The organism is Thiothrix eikelboomii, assembly GCF_900167255.1.
In the GTDB taxonomy this organism is placed as follows: domain Bacteria; phylum Pseudomonadota; class Gammaproteobacteria; order Thiotrichales; family Thiotrichaceae; genus Thiolinea; species Thiolinea eikelboomii.
Genome location: NZ_FUYB01000007.1, coordinates 76065 through 89252, shown reverse-complemented (window position 1 = coordinate 89252; position 13188 = coordinate 76065). Strand labels below are relative to the sequence as shown.

The 13188-nt window shown below is 47.1% G+C and carries 12 protein-coding genes; 5 read left to right on the top strand and 7 right to left on the bottom strand.

Going from position 1 to position 13188, the window contains the following annotated elements; all coding sequences use genetic code 11:
- Window positions 1–12: 12 nt before the first annotated feature.
- Both rlmN and ndk read right to left on the bottom strand, forming a co-directional pair.
- Window positions 13–1122 carry a dual-specificity RNA methyltransferase RlmN gene (gene rlmN, locus B5D50_RS09455; RefSeq protein ID WP_268807809.1) on the bottom strand — a complete coding sequence of 370 codons (1110 nt, stop codon included), beginning with the start codon at window positions 1120–1122 and terminating at the stop codon, window positions 13–15.
- A gap of 42 nt (window positions 1123–1164) precedes the next feature.
- The gene (gene ndk, locus B5D50_RS09450) at window positions 1165–1599 is read right to left on the bottom strand and encodes a nucleoside-diphosphate kinase (RefSeq protein ID WP_078922359.1); all 435 of its coding nucleotides are present in this window, start codon (window positions 1597–1599) and stop codon (window positions 1165–1167) included.
- A gap of 206 nt (window positions 1600–1805) precedes the next feature.
- On the opposite strand from ndk, the gene B5D50_RS09445 reads away from it, so the two are divergent.
- Window positions 1806–3446 (top strand): hypothetical protein, encoded by a 1641-nt coding sequence (locus tag B5D50_RS09445; RefSeq protein ID WP_078922358.1) that lies wholly within the window; start codon window positions 1806–1808, stop codon window positions 3444–3446.
- A 41-nt stretch (window positions 3447–3487) separates the two neighbouring features.
- Here B5D50_RS09445 and B5D50_RS09440 read toward each other — a convergent pair whose 3' ends face one another.
- The gene (locus tag B5D50_RS09440; protein WP_078922357.1) at window positions 3488–3763 is read right to left on the bottom strand and encodes a hypothetical protein; all 276 of its coding nucleotides are present in this window, start codon (window positions 3761–3763) and stop codon (window positions 3488–3490) included.
- Window positions 3764–3953: 190 nt separating this feature from the next.
- On the opposite strand from B5D50_RS09440, the gene B5D50_RS09435 reads away from it, so the two are divergent.
- Together B5D50_RS09435 and B5D50_RS09430 are read left to right on the top strand one after the other, a co-directional pair.
- A complete protein-coding gene (locus B5D50_RS09435) occupies window positions 3954–4298 on the top strand; it encodes a hypothetical protein (RefSeq protein ID WP_078922356.1) in 345 nt (114 codons plus the stop codon).
- A 176-nt stretch (window positions 4299–4474) separates the two neighbouring features.
- Window positions 4475–5989: a YifB family Mg chelatase-like AAA ATPase gene (locus B5D50_RS09430; RefSeq protein WP_078922408.1), complete on the top strand. Its 1515-nt coding sequence runs from the start codon at window positions 4475–4477 to the stop codon at window positions 5987–5989.
- Here the strand turns inward: B5D50_RS09430 and B5D50_RS09425 are convergent.
- The 4 genes from B5D50_RS09425 to B5D50_RS09410 form a co-directional block, all read right to left on the bottom strand.
- Window positions 5986–6867: a fumarylacetoacetate hydrolase family protein gene (locus B5D50_RS09425; protein WP_078922355.1), complete on the bottom strand. Its 882-nt coding sequence runs from the start codon at window positions 6865–6867 to the stop codon at window positions 5986–5988. The two genes, B5D50_RS09430 and B5D50_RS09425, sit on opposite strands and share 4 nt — an antisense overlap.
- Window positions 6868–6879: 12 nt before the next feature.
- The gene (locus tag B5D50_RS09420; protein ID WP_078922354.1) at window positions 6880–7632 is read right to left on the bottom strand and encodes a sulfite exporter TauE/SafE family protein; all 753 of its coding nucleotides are present in this window, start codon (window positions 7630–7632) and stop codon (window positions 6880–6882) included.
- Window positions 7633–8592, bottom strand: a complete 960-nt coding sequence (locus tag B5D50_RS09415) for an MBL fold metallo-hydrolase (RefSeq protein ID WP_078922353.1) — start codon at window positions 8590–8592, stop codon at window positions 7633–7635.
- Between the two features lie 108 nt (window positions 8593–8700).
- Complete coding sequence (locus B5D50_RS09410; protein ID WP_078922352.1) at window positions 8701–9699, bottom strand: phytanoyl-CoA dioxygenase family protein; 999 nt, start codon at window positions 9697–9699, stop codon at window positions 8701–8703.
- A gap of 305 nt (window positions 9700–10004) precedes the next feature.
- On the opposite strand from B5D50_RS09410, the gene tkt reads away from it, so the two are divergent.
- Both tkt and gap read left to right on the top strand, forming a co-directional pair.
- Window positions 10005–12008 (top strand): transketolase, encoded by a 2004-nt coding sequence (gene tkt / locus B5D50_RS09400; protein WP_078922350.1) that lies wholly within the window; start codon window positions 10005–10007, stop codon window positions 12006–12008.
- Window positions 12009–12098: 90 nt separating this feature from the next.
- On the top strand, window positions 12099–13100 hold the full coding sequence (gene gap, locus B5D50_RS09395; protein WP_078922349.1) for a type I glyceraldehyde-3-phosphate dehydrogenase: 1002 nt from the start codon (window positions 12099–12101) through the stop codon (window positions 13098–13100).
- Window positions 13101–13188 lie beyond the last annotated feature (88 nt).

Below are 13188 nucleotides of genomic sequence, written 5' to 3'. Positions count from 1 at the left end.
TGTTTTTTGCCCTTAATGCCCTTGTTCAATACGGGCGAAATGAAGCTCTCTACGGCTACGGTCGTTGACTTCCCCGGCTAACTGGCCGCAGGCTGCATCAATATCATCGCCGCGTGTTTTTCTTGTCATAACAGTATAACCGGACTCTTGCAGGATGTCGCGGAAGCGATAAATACGATTGTTACTCGAACGCTTATAACGTGTATCAGGGAAGGGGTTAAAGGGAATTAAATTGATTTTTGAGGGGATATCCTGCAGCAGGATGGCTAACTCACGGGCATGTTGCTCGGTATCATTGACCCCATCAAGCATTACATATTCCCAAGTGATATGTTTACGTTGAGTATCTTTTTTATCTAAAAAGCTTTGGCAGGCTGCTAATAAGTCTTTGATCGGATATTTGCGATTGAGTGGCACTAAGCGATTACGTAGCTCATCATTGGGTGCATGTAAGGAGACGGCTAAAGCTACATCGAGGGTAGCTGCCAAACGCTCCATCGCGGGTAACACCCCAGAGGTACTTACTGTGACACGGCGGCGACTTAAACCATAGGCATTATCATCGAGCATTAAACGTAATGCGGCAACTACAGGCTCGAAATTCAGCAAAGGCTCGCCCATGCCCATCATCACTACATTCGTCACAGCACGTCCGGCTTTAGGATCTTTTTGTAAGGTACGTTTAGCAATCCACAGCTGGCCGATAATTTCAGCGACGGTCAAATTGCGATTAAACCCTTGGCGTGCGGTTGAACAAAAGGTGCAATCTAAAGCACAACCTACCTGTGAAGATACACATAAAGTGCCCCGATCTTCTTCGGGAATAAATACGGTCTCAATGGCATTACCATCGGCTAAGCGCAAGACCCATTTACAAGTACCATCCGCCGATTGCTGCTCCATCACAAGCTCTGGTGCACGAATTTCAGTCTGCTCTTGTAAGAAGGCGCGGAGCGATTTGCTGAGATTGGTCATCTGCGCGACATCATCCACGCCCATTTGATGGAGCCATTTAATCACTTGGGTGGCACGAAAGGCGGGTTCACCGAGGCTGGCGAACCACTCCTTCATTGCCTCATGGCTGAAATCTAATAGGTTTACTTTATGAGTGTTGTCAGACACAGATGACCTTAGCCTTACTCAATCTGAGTATTTACTGAGTATTTAACGAGTACGTGGGCAAAGATCACCGTCTTTACCGAAGAAATAAGCGATTTCGATCGCAGCATTGTCTAAGCTATCAGAGCCGTGGACTGCATTTTCGTCAATGCTATCAGCGAAATCAGCCCGGATAGTGCCTGGATCAGCATTCTTAGGATTGGTAGCACCCATCAGCTCACGGTTTTTTGCTACCGCATTTTCACCTTCTAAGACTTGTACCATTACGGGCCCTGAGGTCATAAAGCTTACTAAGTCTTTGAAGAAAGGGCGTTCTTTATGAACGGCATAAAAGCCTTCAGCCTGAGCTTGGCTGAGGTGAACCATGCGTGCAGCAATGATCTGCAGGCCGGCATTTTCAAAGCGTGAGTAAATTTGACCGATGACATTTTTTGCAACAGCATCAGGCTTAATGATAGAAATGGTACGTTCAATAGCCACAGTGGACTCCAATCAGTTTAGAAAAAATATAAAATTTTAGTTGGGGGCGACATTGTAATGCTTGCATCAAGCTTAGGTAAACTGGTTTAAATCGTAGTTTTATACAAAAAACAACACTTTTAGTCATACACTACTTTATATACAAGACTCAAGACGATAGGCTTAGTGCCACCTGAATGAGCTAAAAACATGAGGATATAAGACTAATGTCATTACTGCTGAAACATATGGGACTAGGCGTGGCGACGATTTGTGTCGCTTTAGTCGCACCCTTCGCAATGGCGAATAATCAAAGCTCTCCATTGGCAACGAATACCAATGAACTTACCGAAGATGATGCCAGTGTACCCTTCATTGATCTATTCCGTGCGGCTTTACCCTTTGAAGATGCCCGCCCTTGGTTGACAGGCGCCAATGTGCAATTAGATGCTAATGGCTGGCCTGCCCGTTTAAATGGGCAAATAGCCGGTACTCGTTTTTTAAGTAATCTGCCTGCCCAAGCGCTTCCCGGTGGGCGCTACACGGTCTTGTATGAAGGGCAGGGTAAACTTCAATACGGTGGTGATGCTAAGCTCGTAGCGGCGGGTCAGGGTCAAGACACGATTGATCTGTTCGCAGGGAGCGATAATAAATTTGATGCCACTTTGCGCATTCTAGAATCCAATCCAAATAACTATGTGCGGAATATTCGCATTCTGCCACCGGATGGAATCTGTGCGAATAATCCATTCAAACGTGTACCCAATGCCGGGGCTTGCCGTGGCAACTACCAGCCGTTTGTGCAAAATTATGAGCAGCAAATTTTTAATCCAGACTATCTGGATTATATGAAAGACTTTAAGTCGATCCGCTTTATGAATATGAGTGGTATCAGTAATAACCCACAAAGTTCATGGAATCAGCGTCAGAAGCTCACCGATGCTACTTGGGGCGGAAGCCAGACGAACCGTGGAGCACCGATTGAAATTCAGATTGAATTAGCTAATCGGCTGAATGCACATCCGTGGTTCACACTCCATCATGCAGCAGATAATAATTATGTCATGCAGTTTGCACAGCTTGTGAAGCAACGTCTGCGCCCGAATTTAAAGCCGCATGTGGAATACAGTAATGAGACTTGGAATTTTATCTTCCTCCAAGGTAATTATGTGCGTGATATGGGCATGGCACGGCGTTTGGACACTAATAAAAATCGGGCTGGTTACCGTTATTATTCCGAGCGCTCGGTGGAGATTTTTCGCATTTGGGAACAGGTCTTTGGTGGCTCACAGCGCTTAGTACGGATTTTATCCGGTTGGACGATCAATGAGGAAGTGGCCGAAACGGTGCTAGGACATAAAGATGCTTATAAATCAGCCGATGCTTTTGCGATTGCACCGTATTTTTTCGGTGATCATCAGTCGATTCAGTTAGTTCGTAATCTTGATGAAACGTTTAAACTGATGACCGATGATCAATATCGTTATTCGATTAATAATGTTTTAGCCTTTATCCGTAAGCAAAAAGCCATCGCAAATAAATACGGTTTGCAACTGATGGCTTATGAAGGGGGGCAGGGCTTAGTCGATTTCAAAACCACGCATGATCTGCAAATGCCGAATCCACTCTTGTATCAGGCTAATCGTCATCCACGGATGGGCAGTTTATATACCCAGTTTTTGGAAGGGTGGAAACGTGAAGGCGGTAGCTTGTTCGCACATTATTCTTCACCGCGTACCTACCGCCGTTATGGCTCATGGGGGAGTAAGGAATACATCACTCAACCTTTGGGGCAGGCTTATAAACATCAAGCACTCTTAAACTTTATCCGTAGTCGTCCCTGTTGGTGGGCGGGCTGCCAACAATAAGCTGAACTGATCAAACCAGCGCCTCCTGATGGAGGCGTTTTTTATTCTTTAGAGGCGGGAGACGAACCGCTCTGAGTGGATTTTTTAGGCTCAGCTAGAAAAACCACTGCCAGCCCCCGACTCAGTAACACGCTGAGTCCGCCGAAGATTACCCCCCAAATTGTTAAATGGAGTAATAAATTTAGCAATTGCTCCAGCCGATAAAGCTCAAATTCTGAACTATACTTAATATTAAATTCAAATAGATAGCTAAGGTTGCCTCCAACAAGCAAGCCAACAGCAAAATAGATAATGGGGCGGGAGTTTAACAGCTTCATCAGGCAGTTATAGCAGGAGAGTTTGCTGAGTTAATACACATTTGGACTGACTGGGCATGAATCCGGGATAAAATGTGGAAATAAAATGAATTGATGGTTAAAACTTAAACGCTTCTTTTGATCTGGCGTCTTATTAAGCAGTAAACGGGGGCGTTTACTGTAGGGCAATAACTAATCTAAAGGGCATAATATGAATAACAAAACGATTTTAAGGGGTCTGATTGGGGGCTTACTGCTCATCGCAGGTGGCTTACAAGCTTCGCCGATTGCGCTGAAAAGTAGCATCAATGCTATCCAAGCTGAGCATGCTCGGAAAATTGAGCAAGGCTACCGTTCTGGGGCTTTAACTACTCAAGAGCGCTTGGTGTTAATTAAGCAGCAAAACCGCATTAAAGTGATTGAGGCACGATTTCGCCAGAATGGTCTACAAGCGAGTGAACGTCGACAGCTGTTAACTTTATTGCGTTGGGCTGAGCGTACTATCAAAGAAAAGTTGACTAATACTGAGCGTGTATTGGGGCAATCCTTCAAATAATTGAGTCAATACACTCAATACTAACCTGCAACCTTGACAAGTGCTTGCCGCTAATCCCTAGCCCAAGCATTTGTCAGCAGTTCACCTTTTATCGCAGTCGTTTGAGTTTGACCTTGAGTCTGTGCAAAATTTGTCATGCTTTAAATAACTCTAATAACAACTATAAAAATAACCCCATGAGCCTTGCCATCGTATATAGCCGCACTAATGCTGGCCTTGATTCGCCGTTAGTCAGTGTAGAAGTTCATTTAGCCAATGGTTTACCCGGATTTTCTATTGTCGGTCTGCCTGAAACGGCGGTTAAAGAAAGCCGTGATCGAGTACGGGCGGCGATTATTAATTCAGGTTTAAATTTTCCAGTCAAACGCATCACGGTTAATCTAGCCCCTGCTGATATTCCTAAAGATGGCGGGCGTTTTGATTTGCCGATTGCCTTGGGTATTTTGGCTGCAAGTGAGCAAATTCCACAGGAACAATTGACGGGCTATGAGTTTTTGGGGGAGTTATCTTTAGGCGGGCAGTTACGTGGCGTGCGTGGCGTGTTACCGACCGCTGTGAGTGCACACAGTATGCGGCGCAAACTGATTCTACCCTTAGATAATGCGGATGAAGCTTGTTTAATTAAAGGCTTAAAAGTCTATCCGGCACGCAATTTACAAGACGTAGTTCGACATTTGCACGGTGAACCCAGCTTATCGCGCTGGGAGCAGGCGCTTAAAGCGGAGGCTCGAACCTATACCTTTGATTTGCGTGATGTAAAAGGTCAGTTTAGCGCTCGGCGTGCTTTAGAGATTGCGGCGGCGGGTGGGCATAATTTATTAATGGTAGGACCGCCCGGTACAGGGAAAACCATGTTGGCGAGCCGCTTAGTGACGATTCTGCCGGATTTGAGTGAACAAGAAGCGCTAGAGTCAGCGACCATTGCTTCAATTAGCCATCAAGGTTTTGATCTGACTAAATGGGGACAGCGCCCGCTGCGTGAGCCGCATCATACCTCATCCGGTGTGGCCTTAGTCGGTGGTGGTTCGCAAGTCTTACCGGGGGAAATTTCCCTAGCGCATCACGGGGTTCTGTTTTTAGATGAACTCACTGAGTTTGATCGTAAGGCTTTAGATACCCTACGCGAACCGTTGGAAACGGGGCAAATTACCTTATCACGCGCTGCGCGCCAAGCTACTTATCCAGCACAATTTCAATTAGTGGCAGCGATGAATCCTTGTCCACAAGGGCGGGCTTGCGATTTTCAAGCTAATTGTGAATGTACAGCAGAGCAGCAAAGACGCCATCGAACCCGAATTTCGGCTCCATTCTTGGATCGAATTGATTTGCAGGTCGATGTACCCCGAGTCCGGCAAGAGGATTTGCAGTCTTTAGTGGTTGGCGAGGGCAGCGCTGTGGTGCGTGCTCGGGTTGAGGCTGCACGTGAGCGTCAACAACAACGCCAACAGAAAATTAATAATCAACTCACAGGCGCAGAAATTGATCAGCACTGTGCCTTAAGCAAAAAAGATCAGCAGTTGTTAAGTCATGCGATGGAGCAATTTAAGCTGTCCGCCCGAGCGTATCATCGAATCTTAAAAGTGGCGCGCACTATTGCCGATTTAGCAGGCAGTGAGACGATTCAAACTAAGCATTTGTCTGAGGCTTTATCTTATCGGGCTTTAGATCGTTTGGCGGCAATGGCAGCCTAAGCTCGACTGATTCGATTGCGCAATACGCCAATTTTCTCCACTTCACATTCCACGCAATCGCCGGGATGCAGATACTCCGGCGGATTGCGGGCAAAACCAACCCCGCTAGGTGTCCCTGTGGCAATAATATCGCCCGGCTCAAGTCGCATCCCCCGTGATAAGGTGGCGATAATCTCCGCAATATTAAAGAGCATATAGCCTGTATTGGACGCTTGTTTAGTCACCCCATTCACACGGCAGGCAAGATTTAAGTTTTGTGGGTCGGCGATTTCATCTTGAGTGACAATCACCGGCCCGATTGGGCAACCACCGTCAATACTTTTGCCGAGGAAGTATTGCTTATGATTCAGTTGAAGATCGCGGGCGCTAAGATCATTAATCACGGTATAGCCAAAGATATGCTCGAGTGCATGGTCGGGGCTAATTTTACGCCCTGCTTTCCCTATAATCACGCCGAGTTCACACTCCCAATCGAGTTGTGAACAGGTATCTGGGTCATAAGGGACTGCAGTTTCATGACCGATCACGCTAGTAACGGCTTTAGTAAACACAATCGGATAGGCTGGTTTTTTCGCAGTTTTTCCCGTTAAGTTTAAGGCTTCTTCAATATGCTCAAAGTAATTCAAGCCCAGACACATAATGTTTTTACGGGGTCGAGGTAGCGGTGCTAGCCATTCAACGGCGCTGGCTGGGACTTGCATGCGTGAGCTAGTCTGATTCAAGACAGCTTGAAAATCAGTACCTTGCTCGAGTAGGGTTTGCAAGTCTTGCCAACCCGCTTGTGCGAAGCGAGGCTCTAAAGCGGGTAAGAGTAAGTACTCAGCTTGCTCGATGAAGACATAATTTTGCTGTTGATAGCGACAAGTACCTAGGCGCATGATTCACTCCGTTTAAAATCCCTGCCAGCCATCAATCATGAGTTTTAGGCCGGTAATAAATAACACCAGATAAGTGATTTGATAAAAGAGTTTATCAGATACCCGTTTATGTAAGTACACGCCCATCCCAATTGCTAGTGCTGCAATCGGTAACAATAACAGCGAGATTTTGAGATTAGCGAAATTCAATTGGCCTAGCAGAGCATAAGGCAGCAATTTAAAATAATTAACCGCTGTGAAAAATAACACTGTGGTGGCTTGCAAAGTGGTTTTATCCAGTTGTTGCGGCAGCAGATAAACGCTGAGCGGCGGTCCGCCAGTATGTGAAACGAAACTCGTCAAGCCTGAAGTAAACCCCCAAAAACGCCCAGCCTTCGCCCCCGGTTTGTGTTTAATCCAGCGTTGCGCAGGTTTGAACCAACTGTTTAGCGCAAACCCTGTCGAAATCACCCCAATCACAAAGCGAATATGATCAGCATTCAGATATTGGAAAGTGAAAGCACCCACGATCGTCCCCAAGATTGCAGCGGGGAGCGTGATTTTGACATGCTCCAGTGACCATCGTCCCCAATAGGCGCGCATGGCCATCAAATCCATCGCGCATAAGACGGGTAATAAAATCGCAGCCGCCAACAGGGGCGGCATGGTCAGCGCCATAATCGGTACGGCGAGCATGCCCAAGCCACCGCCAAAGCCACCTTTGGAGATACCCACAATCATGACAGCGACTAAAGTCAGCAGCCAAGTTTGAAGACTGCCATCCATTTAAGCAGCTTTGGCTCGGCGTTGCAGCCAGATTTCTAAGCCTTGCCCATTGAGATCAATATCGAGGGCTAGTAAATCACGAATTTTCTCTTCGCTAAAATGGCAACCATGCGCTTGAACACTCTCGATGAGGTTCTGAGCAACTTTTGCTTGAATCCGTGCTAGACGACCTTCCGGTTGTGCTTCTTCACTTAAGGCAATCTCCACCATTGCATCTAAGCTTTGGCGCAATAGGGGGAATAAACGCTCTAATTCCGTGACTCGGCTGTAATGAGTAAGAAGCATGGCTTGAGGGTTTTTGCTGGCGTATTTGACCAGTGTGCGTTGCCAACTATCAGGGTCGAAAGCCACGGGAGTCGTGGTCGCAAATAACCAAGCTCCTTGCTCAGTATCGAAGTCCCGATAGGAAATGCCGAAGGTATCCCCAGTAAACCAAGAACGAGTTCGTTCGTCAAAAATACTACCATGATGATTAGCATGACCGGGCGTATCATGGAAGCTTAGCGTGCGGCCATTCAGGGCAAATGCATACGCATCAGGGGCAATAATGACCCGCTCTTTAGGGACAGGAGTGAGTGTTCCATAATCACGGGCAAATACCTCTGCACCATACACGGCGGTTGCCCCTGCAATTAATTTCGTCGGGTCGATCATGTGCTGCGCACCTTTGGGGTGAACAATCAGGCGTGCCTTGGGGCATAAACGCATCAATTCACCCGCACCACCCGCATGGTCAAGATGCACATGGGTTGGAATCACATAGTTTACCTGGTCCGCACTCAAGCCTAACTCTGCCAAGACTTGCATAATCAAGGGTGCGCTGTGATAAGTGCCACTATCAATAAAGGCAGCCGCATCGCCCTCGACGATCAAATAACAAGCCGCAAAATCATCGCGGCATAAGGCAGTATCAATGCAATAAATTCCCTCACCTAAATCTTGATAATGGGTTTGAGGCATGGTTAGCTCCTTAGTGAAGATTAGTTAATCAAGCTTTTAGTCTGTGGGTGCAATATGAGATGGTTAGAAATGGAACAGGCTGCCAACAGCCGCTTGCGATTTTACGAACTAGTCGAGGCGATGCCAAGCGGCTTGTTTGCCTTGTTTAGCGGCTTGTGAGTCTTGCCAAGCGCGCACCTTATGCAGAATGCTGTATTGCCAGCGATCGAATACCGCTAAGCCAAAGCCCGGAAAGGGTAGAAAGGGATTAGTACGGCTCATGCCCCAAATTGCTAAGCGGGTACTGCCTGCATCCGCTTGCCCCCGTCCGTGAATGCCAAAGGTATTGCCAATCACTAGGGTATTTTTGGGTACTTTAAATGCGCGGGGTGCTGGTAAACCTAAGCGCTCCCGATCAGCAGGGCTAAAGCGGAATGAGCCACGAGCTGAATAGGAGTCAGGATGGCGATAAGCGATTTGACTGGTTTGATATTCAAAGTTGAGACGTGCCCGGGTGAGTTGATTGGAGGTCGGAATATAAGTAAATGGGCCATTATGTTCATCCACATCGTCTAGATAAAGCCAAAACTTCATCGTCGGGTGAAAGGTATCGGTGTGCAGGGTTTTTTGTGGATCTTGCCCCGCTGCATGAACACCGTTGCGGATTTGTTCAATATGAAAAAAAGGCATGCGGCGATGACCTGCGGTGTAACGCAGTAAACGGCGAAAGGCTGTATCATTGAGCAATTGGCGGGTCGAAGGTAACTGGGCTAGATTGGCTGGGTCTAACAAAATCCGATGGTTTTGAGTGTCACCTTGCTGGCATTCGCGGATTTCGCCTTGAAACTGACGAATTTCTGTTTCGATCTGCCTAAATAGCTCAGCTGGGACAAAATTTTCTTTCATGATAAAGCCATTGAGTTGATAACTGAGCCGATCCGCTCGATCCACTCCAAAACTCAAGAAAAACATCCGTAAACGCATACTGGCATGGGCTAGGATGACACGGCTGGCATGCAGACCTAGCTTATTCAGACTCGGGCTACCCATAATCGGGTTAGCACGGAAGGATTTAGCAGTAGTAAATAACTGGAAAAACCAGTAAGGCCCATACAAGAGAGTTTTCATAAATTGGCTGTCAGGTTATTATTGCGCTCCCAGTATTTACTGTAAGTACGCCTAAGATCAAGTCTATCCCGATTAGTCTATTCGCGAGTACTTGTCTATCTAGGATGGGAGCATTGTTGCTACTGACGAAATTCATCAGAATAATCTTGCAGTTTTTTTGCGTACTTACACAAGTTACCAGCTTATTGAGAATGAATCTTTCCCATGCCAACTTGCACCACAGGTGGCATCGGTATTTTTCATTTGCCATGCCTTGTTGCCCTTGCAGCAAGGCCGATCAGTTTTAAGCTTCAGGAGCACCTGCCATGACGACTCGCCAAGATTTAGCCAATGCCATTCGTGTTCTCGCGATGGATGCTGTGCAACAAGCCAACTCAGGCCACCCCGGTGCACCGATGGGCATGGCAGATATTGCTGAGGTCTTATTCAATGATTTCATGTCACATAACCCTAACAATCCACAATGGGCGAATCGGGATCGGTTTGTGATGTCGAATGGACACGGCTCGATGTTGCCGTATGCCGTCTTGCATTTAACTGGCTATGAGTTACCCATCGAGGAGCTTAAAAATTTCCGCCAATTGCATTCAAAAACGCCCGGGCATCCAGAATATGGTTATACCCCAGGGATTGAAACCACGACCGGGCCTTTAGGGCAGGGGATTAGTAATGCAGTGGGTATGGCTTTAGCTGAAAAAGTATTGGCGGCACAATTTAATCAAGATCAGCATGCAATCGTTGATCATTACACCTATGTGTTTTTAGGTGATGGTTGCTTGATGGAAGGCATTTCTCATGAGGCCTGTTCGTTAGCGGGTACCTTGAAATTAGGTAAATTAATCTGCTTCTATGATGATAATGGCATTTCCATTGATGGGGATGTGATAGGTTGGTTTGCAGACGATACGCCTAAGCGTTTTGAGGCTTATGGTTGGCAGGTGATTCGGGATATTGACGGTCATGATGCTGATTCATTACGGGTGGCGATTGCGGATGCACGGATGGAGCATGATCAACCGACTTTAATTTGTTGCAAAACGATCATTGGTAAAGGTGCACCCAATAAACAAGGCGGCCATGATGTACATGGTGCGCCTTTAGGTAAAGATGAAATTGCTGCTGCTCGTGAGCATTTAGGTTGGAAGGCTGAACCCTTTGTGATTCCTAGTGAAATTTATGCAGGTTGGAATGCTAAAGAAAAAGGGGCGGCGGCTGAGCAAGCTTGGACGGCTAAATTCCAAGCTTATCAAGCGGCTTATCCGACTGAAGCCGCTGAGTTTGAGCGCCGTATTAACGGTCAGTTGCCTGCCAATTGGCAAGAAAGTGCTCAAAAAGCCATTGATGCGATTATTGCTAAAGCGGAGTCGCCCGCCACTCGGGTCGCTTCTAAAAATGCTTTAGATGCGTTTGCGCCGCTATTACCTGAGTTTTTAGGCGGCTCTGCGGACTTAACACCGTCCAATAACACCTTTAATAAAAGTAGTAAATATATCAACTCTAATCATGGCCCCAGCCAAGACTTTAGCGGTAATTACCTATCGTATGGGGTACGTGAGTTTGGGATGAGTGCGATTATGAATGGGATTGCCTTGCATGGTGGTTTTATTCCTTATGGTGCGACCTTCTTGATGTTCTCTGAGTATGCACGGAATGCATTGCGTATGGCAGCTTTGATGAAAATTCGGAATATTTTCGTCTATACCCATGATTCGATTGGCTTAGGGGAAGATGGCCCCACTCACCAAGGCGTGGAGCAAACCGCTACTTTGCGGATGATTCCACGCATGTCAGTTTGGCGACCTTGTGATGGTGTGGAGACGGCAATAGCTTGGAAAGCTGCGATTGAAAAGACCGAAGGCCCGAGCTGCTTGATTTTGACTCGGCAAAATTTACCTTTCCAAGCACGTTCTGCAGAGCAAGTCGCGCATATTGCTAAGGGCGGGTATGTGCTGAAAGATTGTGAGGGTCAGCCGGATGCCATTATTATTGCCACAGGGTCGGAGCTTGCCCTAGCGATGGGGGCGGCTGAGCAATTAGCTGCTAAGAAAATTCGTGTCGTTTCGATGCCTTGTGTTGATGTATTCTTAGCACAAGAGGCGGCTTACCGTGAGTCAGTCTTGCCAGCTGCTGTGACTGCGCGTGTGGCGGTGGAGGCGGGTGTGACCGCTGGATGGTATCAATTTGTCGGTTTGCAGGGTAAGGTAGTGGGTTTAGACACGTTTGGTGAGTCTGCACCTGCCCCTGTGTTATTTAAGCATTTCGGCTTTACGGTTGAGAATGTTAAGGCAGCGGTTGAAAGCGTCTTATAAGGTTTCACGAGAGGAAAATTGAGGGCAGCTTGCGAGTGAACGCAGGCTGTCTAAGCCCTTTTAGCTTTTTATGACTGTAGGAGTGAATCAATGGCAATTAAGGTCGGTATCAATGGCTTTGGCCGCATTGGACGGATGGTATTTCGCGCAATCTCTAAGGAGTTTCCTGAATTAGAAGTCGTTGCAATCAATGATCTACTATCACCCGACTATCTGGCTTACATGCTGAAATACGACTCTGTACATGGTCGCTTTAATGGCGCTATTGCCACCGAAGGCAATAGCCTGATCGTGAATGGCAAGTCGATTCGCCTAACGGCAGAAAAAGACCCTGCAAATCTGAAATGGTCAGAGGCGGGTGTTGATGTGGTTTTAGAATGTACGGGTTTCTTCCTCGATGACGAAGGCTGCCAAAAGCATCTGCAAGCGGGTGCGAAGAAAGTGGTCATGTCTGCACCTTCTAAAGACAGTACACCGATGTTTGTATATGGCGTGAATCATCAGACTTATGCAGGTCAAGCCATTGTGTCAGCAGCTTCTTGCACCACGAACTGTTTAGCTCCGGTGGCTAAAGTGCTGCATGATAACTGGGGTATTAAACGGGGTCTGATGACGACAGTCCATGCGGCGACAGCGACTCAGAAAACCGTTGATGGCCCGTCGATGAAAGATTGGCGCGGTGGTCGCGGTATTTTAGAAAACATCATTCCTTCTTCAACCGGGGCTGCAAAAGCGGTTGGGGTGGTCTTGCCCGAATTGAAGGGTAAGTTAACTGGGATGGCCTTCCGCGTACCGACTTCTGATGTGTCTGTGGTCGACTTAACGGTTGAGCTGAGCAAAGAGGCTTCGTATGCAGAAATTTGTGCAGCGATGAAAGCTGCCTCTGAAGGTGCTATGCAGGGTGTCTTGGGCTATACCGAGGAGAAAGTGGTATCCACGGATTTTGTGGGCAATACCGCACCTTCTACCTTCGATGCCGAAGCAGGTATCGCTTTAGACAGCAGTTTCGTGAAAGTCGTGGCTTGGTATGACAATGAATACGGTTATACCTGCAATATGTTGCGCTTTGTTGAGCATGTTGCCAACCACTAAGATGTAGTCGATTGAGGGGCTTGAGGCCCCTCAGTTGTTAGAGCAGTTATCTAAGTCTTGTGATCGGTTGATCGGCTTATCAATATTA

Bases quoted from the DNA above. Each gene is read 5' to 3' on its own strand.
- B5D50_RS09435 (WP_078922356.1), top strand. From the start codon at position 3,954: ATGAATAACAAAACGATTTTAAGGGGTCTGATTGGGGGCTTACTGCTC.
- tkt (WP_078922350.1), top strand. From the start codon at position 10,005: ATGACGACTCGCCAAGATTTAGCCAATGCCATTCGTGTTCTCGCGATG.
- B5D50_RS09445 (WP_078922358.1), top strand. From the start codon at position 1,806: ATGTCATTACTGCTGAAACATATGGGACTAGGCGTGGCGACGATTTGT.
- B5D50_RS09410 (WP_078922352.1), bottom strand. From the start codon at position 9,699: ATGAAAACTCTCTTGTATGGGCCTTACTGGTTTTTCCAGTTATTTACT.
- B5D50_RS09425 (WP_078922355.1), bottom strand. From the start codon at position 6,867: ATGCGCCTAGGTACTTGTCGCTATCAACAGCAAAATTATGTCTTCATC.
- B5D50_RS09415 (WP_078922353.1), bottom strand. From the start codon at position 8,592: ATGCCTCAAACCCATTATCAAGATTTAGGTGAGGGAATTTATTGCATT.
- B5D50_RS09430 (WP_078922408.1), top strand. From the start codon at position 4,475: ATGAGCCTTGCCATCGTATATAGCCGCACTAATGCTGGCCTTGATTCG.
- B5D50_RS09420 (WP_078922354.1), bottom strand. From the start codon at position 7,632: ATGGATGGCAGTCTTCAAACTTGGCTGCTGACTTTAGTCGCTGTCATG.
- B5D50_RS09440 (WP_078922357.1), bottom strand. From the start codon at position 3,763: ATGAAGCTGTTAAACTCCCGCCCCATTATCTATTTTGCTGTTGGCTTG.
- gap (WP_078922349.1), top strand. From the start codon at position 12,099: ATGGCAATTAAGGTCGGTATCAATGGCTTTGGCCGCATTGGACGGATG.